Below are 19070 nucleotides of genomic sequence, written 5' to 3' on the forward strand. Positions count from 1 at the left end.
CTGGGCATGAACCATTTAGGCTCCGGGCACGTCCTCATCAACGAACCGGCAAGCAAGGTTCGACGCACCACAGCCGGGCAACCGGAGAACACGACAAGAAGTACAGACCGCTAGCAGCTCAGCAATACGGCTCTTTCGCCGCCAACCGGCAGCATTCGGCCACCCCAAGAGAAAAAGTTCGAGGCGAAAGCCCCGGGCGGGAACGTTTTCGGCCTGGTTGGATGTTGACCCTGGTACGACAGCTCGTCGAGCTAGAGAAGAGGCGACGTGACTACTGTTCTGACACCCGCGAGCCCGCTGACGGCCGCTGACCGCTGCGACCGTTGCGGCGCCCAGGCCTACCTGCGCGTCGTACTGGCCACCGGTGGTGAGCTGCTCTTCTGCGCGCACCACGGCCGCAAGTTCGAGCCAGAACTCAAGAAGATCGCCGCGGAAATACAGGATGAGACGGAGCGTCTCACCGCGAGCCCGGTGACCCACGCCGAGGACGAGCGCTGACGCCCGCCTGACATCCCCCACGACCGACGAGCTCGGACCGGCCCAGGGCCGGAGCACTGAGGGCGGTCACCCCGGAAACGGGGTGACCGCCCTCAGCCATGCTCCTTGGGAGAACACCCGTCGATTCCCCTGACCGAACGACTCGTCACCTAACGTGGCGTCGAACTGACCGAGTGCAACCACGCCAGACGTGCGGCGCACGGGCCGGGCGGCGGTTGAGGGCCGCGAGGGCCCGCCCCGTCAGGGCGGACCCGGCGCCGGTCCTGGTCAGCCGTGCTGGGAGACCAGGTCGCGCACGGCCGAGACCCGCGTGTAGACGCCGGGTCGGCCGGGTTCCCCGCAGCCGGTACCCCAGGACACAAGGCCCACCAGACGTCCCCTGGCCACCAGCGGACCGCCGCTGTCACCCTGACAGGCGTCCCGTCCTCCCTCGGGAACACCCGCACAGACCATGGAGCCGGCCTGGAACGTGCCACCGGGGCCACCCGGGTAGGCCCGGGCGCACTTCTCGTCGCTCAGCATCGCGACGTCGGCTGCACGCAACTCCGTTGCGTAACTGCCGTTACCGCTTGTGTCACCCCAACCCAGGACGGACGCCTCCGTTCCGGGGCGGTAGGCCGCGTCACCCGGAGCGGCCATCGGGACGACCGAACCGGCGGGCAGATCCTCGGCCAGCCGCAGTACCGCCACGTCACCGGCGTTCGTGCGGGTGTCGTAGTCCGGGTTCACCCAGGTCCGCCGCACGGCCACCTCGACCCCTCCCGGTCCGCGCAGGTCGTCCCGGCCTGCGATGACCCTGAGATCCCTGATCCGGCTCGGAGTCGTGCCGAGCACGTCCCTGGCGAAGCAGTGCGCAGCGGTGACGACCGTGCGCGGTCCCACCACCGCACCCCCGCAGAACTGCCCGGATCGCGAACCTCCGAACAGGTCCCGGCTGGCGACCGCGACCGTCCAGGGGTGGTCCGCCACGCTGGCGGGGGTTCCGCCGATGATCCGGGTCTCGACCGCGGCCCCCGCGGGCAGCAGCACGACGGCGGACAACAGCAGGACAAGGGCGCCCAGTAGCAGGCGAAGTGAGGTACGCATCCCCCCTGTTTACCCTACGTCAGTTGTTCGTGACACCACGTGTGCACCCGTGCGTCCCGTGCGTGCGCCGAAGGGCGTCTTGCCGCGCCGCCTCACGCCACCGGCACACGGCCGGACGCCCGACGGAGGAGCGCATCCGCAGGGCGGACGAGTGCTCAGGCCCCGCACACGCCTGCGGGCCGACCCCCGGGAGGAGGTCGGCCCGCAGCACGGACACGCATGAGCCGCCGGGCCGCCCGGGTGGGCGGTCCGGGGCACCCGCTCAGTCCAGGTAGTCCCGGAGGACCTGCGAACGTGAGGGGTGACGCAGCTTGGACATCGTCTTCGACTCGATCTGCCGGATGCGCTCACGCGTCACGCCGTAGACCTTTCCGATCTCGTCCAGGGTCTTCGGCTGGCCGTCGGTGAGGCCGAAGCGCATCGAGACGACACCGGCCTCCCGCTCGCTGAGGGTGTCCAGCACGGAGTGCAACTGCTCCTGGAGCAAGGTGAAGCTGACCGCGTCGGCGGGCACCACGGCCTCGGAGTCCTCGATGAGGTCACCGAACTCGCTGTCGCCGTCCTCGCCGAGCGGGGTGTGCAGGGAGATCGGCTCGCGGCCGTACTTCTGGACCTCGACGACCTTCTCCGGCGTCATGTCCAGTTCCTTGGCCAGCTCCTCCGGGGTGGGCTCGCGGCCCAGGTCCTGGAGCATCTGGCGCTGAACCCGGGCCAGCTTGTTGATGACCTCGACCATGTGCACCGGGATGCGGATGGTGCGGGCCTGGTCGGCCATGGCGCGGGTGATGGCCTGCCGGATCCACCAGGTGGCGTACGTGGAGAACTTGTAGCCCTTGGTGTAGTCGAACTTCTCGACGGCGCGGATGAGACCGAGGTTGCCCTCCTGGATCAGGTCCAGGAAGAGCATGCCGCGGCCGGTGTAACGCTTGGCGAGCGAGACGACCAGCCGGAGGTTGGCCTCCAGCAGGTGGTTCTTGGCGCGGCGGCCGTCCTCGGCGATGATCTCCAGCTCGCGCTTGAGCTTGGGGGCCAGCTTGTCGGCACCGGCGAGCTTGTCCTCGGCGAAGAGGCCGGCCTCGATGCGCTTGGCGAGCTCGACCTCCTGCTCCGCGTTGAGCAGCGGTACCTTGCCGATCTGCTTGAGGTAGTCCTTGACGGGGTCGGCGGTGGCACCGGCGGCGGCGACCTGCTGCGCGGGGGCGTCGTCCTCGTCGTCGTCGGAGAGCACGAAGCCCTCGTTCTCCGTCTTGCCCTCGGTGGCGGGCTCCTCGCCGGGCTTCCCGGGCTTGCCCGGGGTCTCCTCGGCGTCCTCGCCGCCCTCGAGAAGTTCGTCGACGACGTTCTTCTTCGCGGTCGTCTTCTTCGCCGCGGCCTTCTTGGTGGTGGTCTTCTTGGCGGCGACCTTCTTCGCGGTCGTCTTCTTCGCAGCGGCCTTCTTGGCGGGCGCCTCGGACTCGGCCTCCTCGCCCACGGCGGCCTCGGACTCGACCGGGGGCACGGTGACGGTCTTCTTGGCTGCGACCGTCTTCGTGGCGGTACGCCGGGCCGGGGCCTTCGCTGCGACGCTCTTCCGGGTGCGCTTGGGCGCCTCGGCGGCACTCACCATCAGCGTCACACCCTCCTCGTCGAGGATCTGGTTGAGGCTGCGCAGCACGTTCTTCCACTGCGTCGGCGGAATCTGGTCGGCCTCGAAGGCCCGGCGCACATCGTCGCCGGCGATCTGCCCATCAGCCTTTCCCCGCTCGATGAGCGCCATCACGGACTCGGACTCGGCGATCTCCGCGGGAAGGGTACGGGATGTGCTGGCCGACACGAACAACCTCTCGGAACGATGGAAACGGCTACGGTTCCGCCCACGAGGGCCGGAACCTGCGAGCGCCGACAAGGGTGGTGCGGCGACTCGGGCGGAGCGTGCAGAGGGGCGGTACAGCGTTGTGGATCTCGGCTGTATTCCCTCTGCGGCAGCCACCTCTTGAGTCATCGTGCTTCTCGTCGAAGCGTTACGCCCAATTCACGTGTCCCGAGTCACACGATGTATGCCCGGCCGTCACTCGCAAGCCGCACTTATCGGATCATTCACCCCTGAACGGCCATGGCACCCGGCCCCGCCGGGCCCCGTGGAGAACGGGGCCGGCGGCGGAGGCTCGACCGGTCAGCGCGGTGCGGACCTGCGGGTTCAGTGCTCCCGAGGAGCGGGAACCACGTGCTCGGTGTGCGCGGGCACGGCCGGCTCGGGCTGCACCGACAGGAGCTGGCGCATGGCGGCCTCGGCGACGGCGGCCTCTCCGGCGGCGAGCGCCTCGACGATGCGCTGGTGGTGGGCGACGGACGCCTCCGTGGGCCGCTCGCACCCGGTGGCCGGGCCGCCCGACACGTGCAGGGCAGAGGAGACGATGCCCGACAGGTGCTCCAGCATGCGGTTGCCGGCGGCCTGGAGCAGCAGGCCGTGGAACTCCGCGTCCGCGCGGGAGAACGTGAGGCCGTCTCCCTGCGCGAGCGCGTGGCCCATGATCTCGACCATGTCGCAGAGTCGCTGCTGCAGCTCCTCCCGGCCGTGTCCGGCCGCGAGGCGCGCCGCGAGCGGCTCGATGGTCCAGCGCAGCTCGCACAGTTCACGGCGCTGGCTGTCGCGCTGGGGCCCGAAGGCCCGCCACTCGATGATGTCGGGGTCGAGCAGGTTCCAGTCGCTGACCGGCCGGACCCGGGTGCCGACGTTGGGTCGCGCACTGACCAGCCCCTTCGCTTCCAGGACGCGGAGCGACTCGCGGACGACCGTGCGGGAGACCTCGAAGCGCTGGCCGATCTCCTCGGGGACCAGCGGTCGGTCCGCGCCGAGATCACCGGAGACGATCATCTGGCCGAGCTGCTGGACCAGTTGGCCGTGCAGTCCGCGCCCGCGGTTGGCCGCGGGGCGGCGGCCGACCCGGGACATGTCGGCGTCACCCCCCTCCCAGCCGGGGGTGTTGGCGGCAGGGCGGGCGGTGCCCGGGGTGTCTGCGTAGGTGTATCGGTCCAGCTCCCCGGAGCCGGTGAGGCCGGAGTCGGAGGTGCGGGCCGCGGACATCATGGAGTGCGCAAGGGTAGTCACGCCTCCTTTGTCGGCCGCATGGAGCACGCCCTTGAGGGCTTTGGTGAAAAGCACACGAAAGGGTGATCGTCGACCGGTGTGTCATTGACGCCATTTTCGGAAGAAATCGCCCTCCCTTCGTCCGATGAACGCCAGCCCGGGCATGGTGCGGTGACGAGTACACACGGTCCGGCATCAGGTCGGCGGGCCTCACCCCGCCTGGGTCCGCAGGGCCGTGAGCAGGTAGGCGGCGAACAGCACCACCAGCGACAACACCATCGCGCCACCGGCCGGTTGGGACAGCACCCGAGCCGCTGACGCCGCCCCTTCACCGAGCCCCGACGGCCATGAGGCGTGCAGCGCCGACTCCAGGCGGGCGGGCAGCAACTCCAGAGTGCGGCCCGCGGGTCCCTCAAGGAACTGCCGGATCGCCGGTGTGATGATCAGCGGCACGACAAGGAACGCGCCGATGCCGGTGACGGTCGACCGGAACACCGCTGCGGCCAGCAGCCCGGCCCAGGCGCAACCGGCCGCCAGCGCGGCTCCCCCGGCGAACTGGAGCGGCCAGTGCCCGGGAAGCGCCAGGAAGTCGGTGCCGTAGAGCGCCGTCACGGTGGCCGCGTTGACCGCGGTGGAGGCCACGCACAGCAGCACCGCGAGTGTCGCCGTCACGAGCAGCTTGGCCACCAGCAGACCCAGCCGGCGCGGCACGGGGACCTGTGCGGGGGCCAGAGCGGGGTAGCGGAACTCCTGGCCGAAGGAGAGCGCCCCCAGCAGCCCCGCGGCGGCGGCCACCGGCGCCAGGGGCAGCGCGGGCGGCCGGCCCGTGAGGACCTGCGGGACGGGCACTGCGCCGCCGAACCCCAGCACTGCCGCCACGACCGCCCCGGCCAGCAGTGCGATCCCGCCGATCACCCAGCTCGACCGGACACTGACCAGCCTGCGAACCTCGTAGCGCAGCGGCCAGCTGGGGCCGGGCGCCGGAACCGCCACCAGGCGCGGCGGCAGCGCACGCGGGGTGCCGCCGCGCCTGGTGGCGGCCGACGCGGCTCGGCCCCGGCCCACCGCGACCGCCGGGGAGGCGGCGACGCCGGGGACGGCCGGGATGCGAGCGGTCGGCGCGGAAGCGGCAGAGTCGTTGGCGGCCGGGTCATTGGCCGGCGGATCGTTGGCCGGCGGGTCGTTGACGGGCGGGGTGAGGGCGGGCGGGGTGAGGGCGGGCGAGGTGAGGGCGGGCGAGGTGTGGACAGCGGATGTGAGGGCCCGGGGGGAGCTGATCGGGGTGAGCGCGACGCCTGTGACACCTGCGGTCGCTGTCCCCGTTGGCCCTGCCAGCCCTGTTGCCCACGTTGTTCCTGTTGTTCCTGTTGTTCCTGTTGTTCCTGTTGTGGTGGCAGTGCCCGCGGCGCCCAGGTGGGGCGCCTCGGGGAGGGGGGATGTGGCGGCCGGGCTCACTGGTGCGCTCACTGCCTTCCTCACGGCACCGGGCGCCTGGGTGGCGTGAGGATGGCACGCCGGACGGGGGGAGCCTTCCAGCGGGGCGTCAACGGTCCGGCCCTCCGGTCCGACCATGGCATCCCAGGCCGCTGAGGCGTCGGAGGGCACGGGCGCACCCGAAAGGGCCGGCTGGGTCCCGAACCCGGCGGCCTCGCAGCGCGCGGGGGTGAGCAGGGCTGCCGGAGCAGCGGGGCGTCCGTCGGCCCGGGTGAGAGGGGGCGCCGCGACCCGGTCGCCGGCCACGCCGAACTCCTCGGCCAGCCGGTGCATCAGGATGCCGTGCCGGTAGGCCGTCTCCCCGACGCGTGCGCAGTCGCTGCCGTAGACCGCGATGCGGCCGCCCGACTCCCGCACCACCTCCAGCGGCTCCGCGCTCCGGGCGGCGGGCGGACGCGCCGTCAGAGCCGGGCTGCGCGCTTCCTGAACCAGCAGCGTCGCGAGGCGTTCGGCATGCGGTGAACTGACCACGACCCGGGGACGCAGACGGGTCCTGGCGAAGTCGGCCGCCTCCTGGTCGGCGACAAGCCGGCCGCCGTCGAGCGTGACCACCTGGTCGGCGAGGCGGGCCGCCTCCCTGGGGTCGCGATCGGTGGTCAGCACCAACCCGCCCTGGTCGGCGTACTCCCGCAGCAGGCCGTGCAACCACGCGGCCTCCCGCGGCCCGAGACCGCGTCCGGGTTCGTCCAGCACCAGGGTGTGCGGGTCCCCGAGCAGCGCCGCCGCGAGGCCCAGCCTGCGGTCCATGCCGAGAGAGAACGTACCGAGGGGCTGGTCGGCGAGGCCGCTGAGACCCACCACGTCGAGCATCTCGTCGGCCCGGGAGACGGGAACACCGGCGACGGCGGTGAGCATGCGCAGATGACCGCGCGCCGTTCGGCCGGGGTGCCCGGCGACGTCACCGAGCAGCACGCCGACCTCACGGGCGACATGCGGCACCCGATGCAGCGGCCGGCCGCGGAACAGTGCCACCCCCCGCCCCGAGCGCAGTTGCAGCATCAGCCGCAGCGCGGTGGACTTGCCGGACCCCGCCGGGCCGAGCAGTGTGGTGATCCGGCCCGGACGGGCCTCAAAGGTCAGGTCGTCGACGGCGGGGGGCTTGCCGCGACGGGGGGCGTCGGTGAGTCCGATTGCCTGAATCATCGCTTCTCCCGCGAAAGCATGGGGGACGCATGCAAGATAACGCGATATGTCCGACTTTCACGGTAGCTGGGCTGGCCCTGGTTCCGGGTGTCGGCCTCGACCGCCCGTGCCACGGCCCTTCCGGGAACGCCCCCGTCGGCCTCTGCCCCCACCGCAGGCAGGCTCCCGGGCGAGGCGAACTACCCGGTCAGAGCTCCGGACGCAGCATGGGCGGGTTCAGCAGGGTGGCCCCGCCCGCACGGAACAGCTGGGCGGGCCGACCGCCCTGACGGGTTGTCGTGCCGCCGGTCGGCACCAGGAACCCGGGTGTGCCGGTCACCTTTCGGTGGAAGTTGCGGGGGTCCAGCGCCACGTCCCAGACCGCCTCGTAGACCCTGCGCAGTTCCCCCACTGTGAACTCCGGTGGGCAGAAGGCCGTCGCGAGCGAGGAGTACTCGATCTTTGAACGCGCGCGCTCCACTCCGTCGGTGAGGATCCGCTCGTGGTCGAAGGCCAGGGCGGAGGTGTGACCGCTCTCTGCGGGCCGGACGCCTGACGGGCCGGGCAGCAGAGTGCTGACCGCCGCCCACCGGGCCGTCTGGGCGTCACCTCCGGACGTCGGAGCGGGCAGGTCGGGCGCGAGCACCAGGTGGGCCACGCTCACCACCCGCATGCGGGGGTCACGATCGGGCTCGCCGTAGGTGGCGAGCTGTTCGAGGTGCGCACCGACCTGGTGCCCGTCGGTTTCGTGAACCCGCAGCCCCGTCTCCTCGGCCAGTTCACGGGCCGCCGCGGACGCCAGGTCCTCATCGGGCAGGACAAAGCCGCCGGGCAGCGCCCAGCGCCCCTGGAAGGGCGGCTCGCCGCGTCGCACGGCAAGAGCACACAGCTCGTGCCGGCGCACGGTGAGCACGACCAGGTCGACGGTGACGGCGAAGGGCGGGAAGGCCGACGGGTCGTAGGGCATACCGTGATCATAGTCGTCTGCCTGACGATAAACAGGGCCTCGCGCGGACCGGACCAACTGCTTGCCGGCGGCGGCACATCTGCGGTCCCCGGCAGGTGCCGGGTCGCCCGCCACCCGTCTGCGCCGGGGGGCCTTGCGCCTGATTCACACGCCCAGTTGCAACCCCTCCCCCGCTTCTTCGACCACTCCCACGCCGAGCCGGCTCACCCGGACGGAGAACGGCTCGGCCGCCACCCGGAGGCCGGTGAACTGGACGGCCCCCAGGGGAGCCGAGCGCATCGGCCGTACCGAGACCGTGCCGCCCGGCGCATCGGGCCGGACACCGGCGAGGGACAGCAGCAGGTGGACCGCACCGGCAGCGGCCACCGCCGCCGGGCGGGCCGCCGCCGGATGCGGGATCGGCACACCGCCGGCGGACCGCTGTTCGGCGGCGAACATCTCCGGCAGGCGGTACTCGAAGCGCTCCGCCGCGTCCAGCAGGCCGCGGAGCAGCGAGACCGCCTCCCGCTCGTAGCCGGCGGCGGCCAGCGCCGCCACGGCTGTCGCCGTCTCCTGGACGCGCACCGCGCCGCTGCGGTGCCCGAAGGGCTGGTGGCCCGGTTCCGCGGCACCGAGGCTGCGCAGCCCCCAGCCGGAGTCCATCGACGGGTCTCCGAGCAGCCGCGCCAACTGCTCTGTCTGCACCTTGTCCAGCAGGCCCGGCGCATGGTCACCGCCCTCGTCGAGACCGGTGTCGAGCAGTTCGGCAGCGGACGATGTCCAGCGGGTGGACACCGTGCCGTCGCGCCGGCGCATGGCGAGGGGACGGCCACCCCGGGCGTCGTCCTGCCAGAAGTCGGTGCGGAAGCGCCCCCGCAGCTCAGCGGCCCAGTCCCGCCACCGTGCCGCTCCCGGGCGGCCCGCCGCGTCCAGCAGGGCGGCGCCCAGGTAGGCAGCGCGGTGGGCCTGCGCCTGGGTCTCGCACCGGTAGGGGCCCGTGGGCCGGGGATCGGGTACGTAGCCGTCCACCGAGGCGGAACGCAGCCAGTCGAGGCAGCGTTCCGCCGTCGGCAGCAGCGCCTCGACCTCGGCATCCGGCAGCCCCCACCTGCGGGCTTCGGCCAGCACGACAGGAAAGAGCAGTGTGGTCTCCACGCCGGTGCAGCTGGGTGGCGCGTGCGGCCCCGACTGCCGCAGAGATCCGGGCAGGCGCCCGGAATCGGGGCCCGGGCCGGGTGACTGCCCGCGCGCCAGGGTGCGCAGCGTGGCGGCGGCCAGTGCCGTCCCCAGGGGCAGCAGCAGGCGGGCGGCGCGCAGCGACTCGGCAGGCGCCAGCAGGCAGCGCCAGGGTACCCCCGCGGCCAGATGCACGTCCGCCGGGTGGTCGGGATCACGGATCAGCAGGCTCTGCAGGTCGTCGACGCTGGTGCCCAGCAGTGCGGTGACGCGTACGTCGTCGCCCTGCGCCTCCGGCCGGTGCCAGGGGAACGCCGCCGTGTCCGGTCGCGGGCCGGGCAGCGGCACCACCGGACGGGGCGGTCGAGCCACTCGACCGGCTGGCCGGTCGAGTGTCACCGTCAGCACGATGCTTCGGCTGCCGCCTGGGGGGAGTTCCAGTTCCCACCGGAGGATTCCGCCCGCTGCCAGCGCGGTGTCGGGGGCGGGGAGCGCGGTGGCGACCGCGCGTACGTCCCCGGCCGTCCAGGCCAGGCCGCTGCCCTGGACGGCCGCCGGTAGCTCCGCGCCGCGGTGGCCGTTGGCCAGGGCGGCGAGTTCACCCAGGTCGGTGCCCAGGCTGAGTTCGAGCGGAATGCGCAGTGCCCGGTCGGCGGTGCTGCGCAGGACGATGCGCTCGACGCCTTCGGCCTCGCGGGTGCGTTCCACCGTCACGGCGGGGTCGGGGCCGTCGTCGGCCGAGGTGCGGGCCGCCGCGACGAACCGTGCCCGCCCGGCGCCCAGCATGCGCCCGAGCAGCGGGACCGGCTCACGGCCGCCGATGGTGAGCGTGCAGCGGGACAGGACCCGGCGGCCAGCCCGGTAGAAGCCTTCGAGCCCGTTCCCGGTGAGTTGCCCGTGCTGGGCGGAGACGGCCAACGCGGGGGCGGCGACACAGATCATGAGGGAGTGAACGGGCTCGTGGGCGACGGGGCGCGGTGGCGCCGCGGGGCGAGCCGGTGGGCGGGCGCCGGGTACGGAGGGGGCGGATGAACGCATGGGCTGCTCCGGTCTTCCTCGCACCGCCGCAGGAGCGTGGCGTCGGCGGAGGGGTGGTTTGGGAGGATGTGGGGTGGGAGGCGGACGCGGCGGGCGGGGCGGTGACGGCTTCGGCGGGGCGGGCGCGGTGGCCCGCACAGCGGTGAACGCGCGGCGGCCCGGCTGGTCACGCGTGGTGTGGCGATCGCGCGTCATGGGAGGTGCGCTGCTTTCGCAGGCACTGTCGCAGCGGCTCGGGATCCAGCCCGCCGTTGCACGCCGAGTGCAGCAACCGGGCGAAGACGTAGCGGGGATCGGCCTCCAGTGCCAGCCCGAACGCCACCCGGGCGCTCGGCTCGTCACCGGTCACCCAGGCCACCCAGCCCGCGAGGGTGAGGGGTGCCGCGCGATGCTCGGCGTACGCTCCGACGCAGCGGCGGCTCAGCGCCCGCCACAGCCGCAGGGCAGGCTGCGCTTCGCGGCTCTCCATCCACTCGGCGGCCCGATCCCTGGTGAGGCGGTCCTGCAACCCGACGATCAGTGCGGCGGCCTCCGTGTCGGAGAGCAGCCGGTCGTCGGCGGCGTCGGCGTCCGTGGCGGACAGGTGGTCGACCGCCCGGGAGGAGTTGCGGAAGCGCCGCAGGAGCCGCGCCCCCAGGGCCAGCGTCTCGGCCCGGACCTCCGTCCGGTCGGCTTCGCCCAGCATCCTCGGCAGGAGCACCGCCCCCGCCTCGTCCAGTACGCCTTCCTGGTCCTCCGCCGCGAGGCCGGTGAGCGGCGCCAGGCGGGCGGTCAGCTCCCGCAGTGAGCCCCGTACCTGAATGCCCGCGTACGCGGCGGCCGCCGCCATGGTCGAGCGCCCCACGGGTGCGAGCGGACTGCCCTCGGCCGGGCAGCAGCGGGGGTCGGGGCAGCAGTACGACCAGTACGTGCCGCCGGAGAGGCACAGGGCTTCCTGGACGGGCATCTCCAGACGCCCGCATGCGGTGCGCAGTTCGTGGGCGAGGGGGCGCAGCCGTTCCATGGCCTGCTGTGGCGTCTCTCCGGGGGACGGCTCCTGGCAGAGGTAGATCAGAGCCCCGTCAGGCCGGTTGCCCCGGGCGCGGCTGTTGTCGAGCAAGCATTCCGCGACCTGGCGGGCGGTGTCCGGCCATTCCTGGGGCAGTGAGGGGATACCCAGGCGGATGCGGCCGCCGAAGCGGCCGTTGCCGCCGTGCAGGCCGACCACCACGACGGAGTCGTCGGGGTGGTATCCGAGCAGGTAGGGCAGCGCGTCTGCGAGCTCCGCGGGTCCGCGCAGGGTGACGCGGTTGTCGGTGAGCGGCTGGTCGTGAACGGGTCCGGTGTGTGTCATGCCCCGACGATGGACCCGAAGCCCGATCGCTCGTCGCCGGTCATCCACAGGCGGCGTTGATGATCTGATGATCGCCCGCTTGTCCACAGCTCGGCGTGCGGGCTGTCGGCCCCACCGTGTTGCCTGGGCGCATGACCACACACCGGTTCCGCACCGCTGCCCGCGCCCTCCCGCTCCCCGGCGTGCAGCCCACGCATCACGCAGGTCCGAGGGGCGATCGCCTACCCGGACACGGCGAGCACCAGAGGCAGCACGTCACCTGCGCCGGACTGGCGCAGCAGGCGTGCGCCCACGGCCAAGGTCCATCCCGAGTCCGTGTAGTCGTCGACGAGCAGCACCGGGCCGGGGATGTCGGCCAGTGCGGCGGCGAGGTCGTCGGGCACGGTGAACGACGCCGCCAGCGCGCGCAACCGCTGGGCGGAGTTGCTGCGGTGTGCCGCCCACTCACCGGCCTCGGCCGAGTAGGCCAGGCTGCCCAGCAGCGGAAGCCTGCCGACCCGGGCAAGCCCCTCGGCCAGAGAGGACACCAGCTGCGGACGGGTGCGGGAGGGCAGGGCGACGACGCCCACCGGCCGGGCCGAGGCGTCGGGGCCGCCACCGGCCCAGCCGCCCGGCGAACGCGCCCAGTCGGCGACCACCGTCACCACGGCGGACAGCACGTCGTCCGGGACCGGCCCGTCCGCGGCCTGGGGCGCCAGCAGCGGACGCAGGCGGTTGCCCCAGCCGATGTCCGAGAGCCTTCCCAGCGCCCGCCCGGTGACGGCCTGCTCGCCCGCCGGGATACGGCCCTTGATGTCGACTCCGACCGCCGCCATGCCCGAAGGCCACATGCGGCGCGGCTCCACCTCGATCCCGGGACGCTCGAGTTCGCCCGTCGCCGCCGCGAGCGCCCCGGGCGTCACGGCGGAGTCGAGCCAGGGACCGGCGCAGGAGTCGCAGCGGCCGCACGGCGCTGCCTTCTCGTCGTCGAGCTGGCGCTGCAGGAACTCCATCCGGCACCCCGTGGTCGCCACGTAGTCCCGCATGGCCTGCTGCTCGGCCTCCCGTTGCCGGGCCACCCACGCGTAGCGCTCGGCGTCGTAGGCCCACGGCTGCCCGGTGGTGGTCCAGCCTCCCTTGACCCGCCTGACCGCGCCGTCCACGTCCAGGACCTTCAGCATCGTCTCCAGGCGCGAGCGGCGAAGGTCCACCAACGGCTCAAGCGCCGGCAGCGACAGTGGGCGGCCCGCCTGCTCCAGAGCGGCCAGGGTGCGCCGTACCTGCTCCTCGGCCGGAAAGCCCACCGAGGCGAAGTACGCCCAGATCGCCTCGTCCTCCCGCCCCGGCAGCAGCAGCACGTCCGCGTGGTCCACTCCGCGCCCGGCACGCCCCACCTGCTGGTAGTAGGCGATCGGGGACGAGGGCGACCCGAGGTGCACCACGAAGCCCAGGTCCGGCTTGTCGAAGCCCATTCCCAGCGCCGAGGTCGCCACCAGCGCCTTCACCCGGTTCGCCAGCAGGTCCTCCTCAGCCTGCACGCGGTCGACGTTCTCCGTCTTCCCCGTGTAAGAGGCCACCGGGTGCCCTCGCTGCCGCAGGAACGCGGCGACCTCCTCCGCCGCCGCCACCGTGAGGGTGTAGATGATTCCCGACCCGGGCAGGTCCCCCAGCCGCTCCCCCAGCCACGCCAGCCGGTGCGCCGCGTCCGGCAGCCGCAGCACACCCAGTCGCAGGCTCTCCCGGTCCAGCGGTCCACGCAGGACAAGCGCGTCCCCGCCCCCCGTCCCGAGTTGCTCGGCCACGTCCGCGGTCACCCGGGCGTTCGCGGTCGCGGTGGTGGCCAGGACCGGCACGCCCGGCGTCAGCTCCGCCAGCATCGTGCGCAGCCGCCGGTAGTCAGGGCGGAAGTCGTGTCCCCAGTCGGAGATGCAGTGTGCCTCGTCGACCACCAGCAGGCCTGTCGTGGCCGCGAGCCTGGGCAGTACCTGGTCGCGGAAGTCCACCGAGTTGAGCCGCTCCGGGCTGACGAGCAGCACGTCGGTCTCGCCTCGTTCGACCTCCTCGTGGATGGCGCCCCACTCCTCCGGGTTGGCGGAGTTGATGGTGCGGGCCCGGATACCGGCCCGCGCCGCCGACTCGACCTGGTTGCGCATCAGGGCCAGCAGCGGGGAAACGATCACGGTCGGGCCGGCCCCGCGCCGCCGCAGCAGTGCGGTGGCGACGAAGTAGACCGCCGACTTGCCCCAGCCGGTGCGCTGGACCACCAGTGCACGACGGCGCTCCTCCACCAGGGCCGCCACCGCCTGCCACTGGTCCTCCCGCAGCCGTGCGGAGCCCCCCGGGTCACCGACCAGCTCTGCGAGGACGGCATCGGCTTCAGCGCGGAGCTCCAGGTTGTCCATGCCCCCCATGCAACCCGATGGCGAGGACAATCGGCGAATTCACCCAGCGCGACATCCGCACCGGCGCACCGCCTGCCAGCCGCGCGACGATCGGCGGCGGCCGGCAGGCCGAGCGAGGGAGGACAAAAGCTGTCGCACCGGCTGATTAGGTCCGCTCAGCCGATTTACTCGTTGCCGACTACGGGTTCGGGCGGAGACAATCTGTGTGACTCCCGTTTCGGAGCGTCCTGTCCTCCAGGCCCTGTCGCGGTGTGCGCCCATGCCCGACACCGTGTCGAACCATGGGCGCAGACACAGGAGCACGCATGGCCTTCGGCACCACTTCCGGCCCGGCTGCTCACTCCGTCACGCGGCTCGGGCGCACCCTGGAGCCGGCGGAGTGGGCGGCGGGGGGCATCCCACTGCTGCGCAACCCGCGCGAGGTGGTCAACGGCCTGTGCCTGCGCCACCGCCCCGTTCCGGGCACGGTGGTCGTGGCGGTGCTGGAGCCCGACGAACGGTTGCGGGCCAGCGCCTCGTTCACCGTGCGCACCGCGATGCCTGACGGGTGGGAGTTCCGCAACGCGCTGCTGTCGCGGCTGCGCCGCGTCATACCCCACGACCTGCGGCTCCGCTGTCCGGTGCGGACCGCTCTGGTGCTCTCCTGCCGGGACGGTGACGGCGGCTGGACGGAGGAGGACGGCGCCTGGATGTGGGCGCTGCGGGACGCCTGCTCGCTGCACGGTCTGCGCTGCGGGGCCTACGTCACGCTGACGCAGAGCGGTTGGCGGGTCATGGGCGAGGACCGCGGGGGCCGCCGCCCGGCGGCGAACAGGCCGCCGGAACTGGCGGCCGGCTGACCCCCGGGCCTGCGCCCGGGAACGCGCCGCCGGTCGGGCGAGCCGACCGGGACGCCGCCGGGCTCATCGCGTCAGAGCAGACGGCCCAGCCGCTTGGTGTCACCGCAGACGATGAGCTGCGCGGCGGCTCGTTCCATGACGGCGGGCAGAGCCGAGCCGACCTCGGCGTCCGTGCCGCCGTTGACGGCCAGCACGACCACGGGACGGCCCGCGATGCGCGGCAGCGCGGAGACGTGAGCGCTGAACACGTCGTCGCCGGCGGCCTGCTGGGTCCAGTAGGCGTCCTCGCCGAAACTCAGCTCGTGCTGCGCCCAGGGGTGCTGTTCGCCGGTGGTGAGGACGAGGATGTCCGCGGGTGCCCGGCCTTCGTCGAGCAGTCGGTCAACCGTTTCGTCAGCGACCTGGACGGCGGCGGACTCCTGCGCCTCGACGAGCTGGATCTGCGCGGCGGCAGTACCGGTGGGCGCAGCCGTCCCAGCCGGCGACGCAGCCGGTTCGGCTACAACAGCGGTGGCTGCGGGGCGGGTTGGTGCCACTGCCGTGCGCGCACCGCCGGAGCGGCCGGGTCCTGGCTTGCCACGCTCCGCACGCGGCGGCCCAGGGCGCGGGCCGGGACGGGGTCCGGGCGCGGCGGGGCGCGGAACAGCGGGGCGGGGTGCTTGCGGGGTGCGGGCGGCATCCGCTGAGGTGCGGGGGCCCGGAACACTGGGGTGAATCTCTGGCTCCTCGGAGCTGTGAGGCATGTGGGATGTCTATCAAACGCCGGCGCATTTCGCACCGTCGGGTTCAGAAGAGGCCGATCTGAGCCGGTGTGCCGCCTGCCGAGGCGGGCTGCACGCCGTCCGTCCTGACCTTCTTCAGGTGCCGCCAGCGCGGCAGGGCGTCCAGGTAGGACCAGGACAGCCGGTGGTGCGGGGTGGGGCCCTGCTCCTCCAACGCGGCACGATGGACCGGAGCGGGGTAACCCGCGTTGCCGTCGAACCCGAACTCGGCGTGCTGGGAACCGAGTTCGGCCATGAGCCCGTCCCGGTGGACCTTGGCGATCACCGAGGCCGCGGCGACCGAGACGCAGGACTGGTCGCCCTTGACGACTGTGCGGACCCGCCAGGGCGAGCCCAGGTAGTCGTGCTTGCCGTCCAGGATGACCGCGTCCGGACGCTCGGGCAGCGCTTCCAGCGCGCGCTGAGCGGCGAGCCGGAGCGCCGCGGTCATACCCAGCCGGTCGATCTCGGCCGGCCAGGCGTGGCCCAGTCCGTGAGCGGTCACCCAGCCGGTGAGCAGCTCGGCGAGTTCCGTCCTGCGTCGCACGCCGAGAAGCTTGGAGTCGGTCAGGCCCTCGGGCGGCCGACGCAGTCCGGTGACCGCCGCACAGACGGTGACCGGTCCCGCCCAGGCTCCCCGGCCGACCTCGTCCACGCCGGCGATCACCTTGGCTCCGGTGGTGGCCCGCAGCGAACGCTCGACGCGGTGGGTGGGTGGCTCGTACGGCACACCGTCACCCTACTGGGCGCGGTGCGGACCGGTGCCGGGTACCCACCCGGGGAGGGATTCGGTGCCGGCGGCCCACTCCGGCGGCGGTGCGGAGCCGGGGGCCGCGGCAACCACTCCGCAGGTGATCGCGCAGGTGGTGTCCATGTCACCGCCGGCCTGCGCGGTGGTCCAGAACGCGGAGGTGAAGTCGTCGCCGTGGCGGGCGGCCGCCCACAGGGCGAACGGCACGGTGTCATGGGCGCTGGTCCGGCGTCCGCAGCCCAGCACCGCGGCCACGGTGTGGACGTCCGCGTAGTCGAGCATGTCCCGCGCTCTGCGCAGTCCCGCCTGGACGGCGCTGCGCGGTACCAGGGCGATGACACCGTCGAGCAGTTCCGCGCCGCTGCCCGCGTCCCAGCGGGTCAGCCCGGCCCGCAGGGACGCCGCGACGGCGACCGCCATCGCACCGCAGACCGCCTCGCGGTGCTGATGGGTGGTGTAGGCAGAGACCTGCGCCTCGTGTGCGGCCCGCTGCGGGTCGTCGGCGAACCAGGCACCCAGCGGGGCGACCCGCATCGCCGCCCCGTTGCCCCACGAGCCGTGGCCGTCGAAGAGCGACGACGCCAGCTCCCGCCAGTCGGCGCCTTCCTCGCGGATGCCCCGCAGGAGCCGGTCGACCGCCGGGCCGTAGCCGCGCGCCGAGTCGTGGCGGGTGGCGAAGCTCTCGGCGAGGGCGTCCTGGTCGATCGCGCCGTGGCCGGTCAGCACCGCGACCATCGAGCACGCCATCTCGGTGTCGTCTGTCCACCGCCAGGGCGCGGGCGGCAGCTCCCGCCGCCGCAGCAGCGGGTAGTGGTCGGGCAGGAAGAACCGCGAGCCCAGCGCGTCCCCCACGGAAAGCCCGCGAAGGCTCGCCAGGGCGCGGTCTGTGCGAGCGGAGTCAACTCTCATGGTGACCGGAACTCTATCCGGCGGCGTTCTCCGCGGCAGCACGGACCGCAGGTCACAGCACTCCGTAGGGCTCCGGCGCACACCACTTCTCGAACGGCCGGTCGAGGTGGTAGCGGCCGTCCGCCCCCAGCACGAGCGCTCTCGTCTCCCCGTTTCCGGGGTTCGACAGCGACTCGAACTCCGCGACGCTCCAGTGCATCCAGCGCATGCAGAACAGCCGCATGGTCAGCCCGTGGGTGACCAGCAGGACGTTGGGCGGATGGTCGGGCGCGTCGAAGCTGCGCCACAGGCTCTCCAGGAAGGCGTCCACCCGGTCGTAGACGTCGGCACCCGACTCACCCTGCGCGAAGCGGTAGAAGAAGTGCCCGTAGGAGTCGCGGGCGGCCTTCTGGCGGCGGACGTCCTCCTGGTCCTGCCAGTTCCCCCAGTCCTGCTCGCGCAGCCGGGGCTCCTCCCGCGCCCGGACCAGCGTCGGGTCCAGCCGCAGCGCACGGAACGTGTCGTGGGTGCGGCGGTATGGGGAGACGTAGGCCGACACCCGCTCGGTGCCGAACTCCCGCCGCAGCTGCACCCCCGCCTCCGCGGCCTGCCTGCGGCCGCGTGCGGTGAGCCGCAGCGCGTGGTCGGGCACCCGCTCGTAGACGGAGTCGTCGACGTTGCCTTCGGACTCGCCGTGCCGGATGAGGACGATGCGACGGGGACGTGCCATGCCGCCCAGCCTAGGCATGCCGGCACGCTGCTCCTTCCAGGAGGCTCGGCGGCGCGCGGTGCAGGCGTCCGGTGGGCAGCTCAGACCGTCCAGGCGGACTCCAGATCGATGACGTCACCGTCGATGGCGGCGATGTCCGCGTTGGTCTGCGCGCGCAGGGAGAGCCTCTCGATGCGCTCGATGCGGTACTTGCCGTGCTCCGCGGCGGAGTTCCACATCGACAGCACGAGGAACTCGTCCTCGCTGCTCGCCTGGGCGAAGGCGCCGCGCAGCATGCCGGGCGACCCCGCCATCGCCGGGTTCCAGACCTTCTCCTGCATCAGCGTGTAGTGGTCGATGCGCTCCCTGTGCACCCGGCAGTGGGCCACCCGCAGCAGGTCGGCGTCGGTGAACTCGGGCCGGAACCCGGTCTTCACGTCAAAGCGGTACTCGAAGAGCAGAGTGCGCATGTCCTTGTAGGTGCCGACCTGGGAGGCGTGCAGTCGGTCGTGGGAGCGGGCCATGAACGAGTCGTAGAAGGCGCGGCTCTCCCAGAAACCGAAGAGGTGCGCGACCTGCGGCTGCGACCTGCTCCACCCACCGCCCTGGCCTCGGAATCCGGGCTCGCCGAGCAGCCCGGCCCACTTTCGCTGACCTCGTTCGAATCCGCGTCGATCGACCACGGAGCAGCGCATCCACTTGACCAGCACCGCGCCATCGTACGGCCCTCCAGACTGCTCACAGCGGCCAAGACCGCACTCCGGACAGGCAACTCAGCGCAGAACTCGGGGGTTTCGAACACGCGCTCAGCACGACGGCGGCCATGACGGCCGGTACGCCGGATTCGTCCGGGAATGCAGGCACGAGGTGGCTGGGCGGCCGCAGAGGTCCGGACGCCTCGCGGGGCGCGGGGCGCCGGGGTCAGACATCCCTGGACGTTGGATGTCAAGCGGTGAGGTCGTAGTGGTGGTGTGACCATGC

The 19070-nt window shown here is 72.7% G+C and carries 15 protein-coding genes; 2 read left to right on the forward strand and 13 right to left on the reverse strand.

The genetic code is table 11. The features are described 5' to 3' along the window. The first annotated feature begins 267 nt into the window (after nt 1-267). Entirely contained in the window at nt 268-498 is a 231-nt protein-coding gene (locus QNO07_RS21465; protein ID WP_283993852.1) for a DUF7455 domain-containing protein, read from the forward strand. 267 nt (nt 499-765) lie between these two features. Here QNO07_RS21465 and QNO07_RS21470 read toward each other — a convergent pair whose 3' ends face one another. From QNO07_RS21470 to QNO07_RS21505, 8 genes are all read right to left on the reverse strand, one after another. Beyond that, entirely contained in the window at nt 766-1584 is an 819-nt protein-coding gene (locus QNO07_RS21470) for a S1 family peptidase (protein ID WP_283993853.1), read from the reverse strand. 262 nt (nt 1585-1846) lie between these two features. Beyond that, nucleotides 1847-3397 (reverse strand): RNA polymerase sigma factor, encoded by a 1551-nt coding sequence (locus QNO07_RS21475; RefSeq protein ID WP_283993854.1) that lies wholly within the window; start codon nt 3395-3397, stop codon nt 1847-1849. A 363-nt stretch (nt 3398-3760) separates the two neighbouring features. Beyond that, nucleotides 3761-4726, reverse strand: coding sequence for a FadR/GntR family transcriptional regulator (locus tag QNO07_RS21480; protein WP_283993855.1), 966 nt, complete (start codon nt 4724-4726; stop codon nt 3761-3763). A 135-nt stretch (nt 4727-4861) separates the two neighbouring features. After that, nucleotides 4862-7288 carry an ABC transporter ATP-binding protein gene (locus QNO07_RS21485; protein ID WP_283993856.1) on the reverse strand — a complete coding sequence of 809 codons (2427 nt, stop codon included), beginning with the start codon at nt 7286-7288 and terminating at the stop codon, nt 4862-4864. A 187-nt stretch (nt 7289-7475) separates the two neighbouring features. Continuing rightward, nucleotides 7476-8234 (reverse strand): NUDIX hydrolase, encoded by a 759-nt coding sequence (locus QNO07_RS21490; RefSeq protein ID WP_283993857.1) that lies wholly within the window; start codon nt 8232-8234, stop codon nt 7476-7478. A 144-nt stretch (nt 8235-8378) separates the two neighbouring features. Continuing rightward, nucleotides 8379-10331, reverse strand: coding sequence for a glycogen debranching N-terminal domain-containing protein (locus QNO07_RS21495; protein ID WP_283993858.1), 1953 nt, complete (start codon nt 10329-10331; stop codon nt 8379-8381). Between the two features lie 262 nt (nt 10332-10593). Further along, entirely contained in the window at nt 10594-11760 is a 1167-nt protein-coding gene (locus QNO07_RS21500; RefSeq protein WP_283993859.1) for a DUF4192 domain-containing protein, read from the reverse strand. Between the two features lie 221 nt (nt 11761-11981). Then, on the reverse strand, nt 11982-14141 hold the full coding sequence (locus tag QNO07_RS21505) for a RecQ family ATP-dependent DNA helicase (protein ID WP_283993860.1): 2160 nt from the start codon (nt 14139-14141) through the stop codon (nt 11982-11984). A 305-nt stretch (nt 14142-14446) separates the two neighbouring features. Here QNO07_RS21505 and QNO07_RS21510 point away from each other — a divergent pair, with 305 nt between their 5' ends. Beyond that, nucleotides 14447-14980 carry a hypothetical protein gene (locus tag QNO07_RS21510; RefSeq protein WP_283993861.1) on the forward strand — a complete coding sequence of 178 codons (534 nt, stop codon included), beginning with the start codon at nt 14447-14449 and terminating at the stop codon, nt 14978-14980. A gap of 71 nt (nt 14981-15051) precedes the next feature. Here QNO07_RS21510 and QNO07_RS21515 read toward each other — a convergent pair whose 3' ends face one another. The 5 genes from QNO07_RS21515 to QNO07_RS21535 all read right to left on the reverse strand — a co-directional run bounded on the left by QNO07_RS21515 (nt 15052) and on the right by QNO07_RS21535 (nt 18799). Further along, nucleotides 15052-15516 carry a hypothetical protein gene (locus tag QNO07_RS21515; RefSeq protein WP_349636861.1) on the reverse strand — a complete coding sequence of 155 codons (465 nt, stop codon included), beginning with the start codon at nt 15514-15516 and terminating at the stop codon, nt 15052-15054. Nucleotides 15517-15766: 250 nt separating this feature from the next. Further along, nucleotides 15767-16471 (reverse strand): ribonuclease HII, encoded by a 705-nt coding sequence (gene rnhB, locus QNO07_RS21520; protein ID WP_283993863.1) that lies wholly within the window; start codon nt 16469-16471, stop codon nt 15767-15769. Between the two features lie 9 nt (nt 16472-16480). Next, on the reverse strand, nt 16481-17401 hold the full coding sequence (locus QNO07_RS21525) for an ADP-ribosylglycohydrolase family protein (RefSeq protein WP_283993864.1): 921 nt from the start codon (nt 17399-17401) through the stop codon (nt 16481-16483). Between the two features lie 52 nt (nt 17402-17453). Continuing rightward, nucleotides 17454-18110, reverse strand: coding sequence for a phosphoglycerate mutase family protein (locus tag QNO07_RS21530; protein WP_283993865.1), 657 nt, complete (start codon nt 18108-18110; stop codon nt 17454-17456). Nucleotides 18111-18190: 80 nt separating this feature from the next. Further along, nucleotides 18191-18799 (reverse strand): YdbC family protein, encoded by a 609-nt coding sequence (locus QNO07_RS21535; protein ID WP_283993866.1) that lies wholly within the window; start codon nt 18797-18799, stop codon nt 18191-18193. Nucleotides 18800-19070 lie beyond the last annotated feature (271 nt).

Source organism: Streptomyces sp. 549 (assembly GCF_030124175.1).
GTDB lineage: Bacteria > Actinomycetota > Actinomycetes > Streptomycetales > Streptomycetaceae > Streptomyces.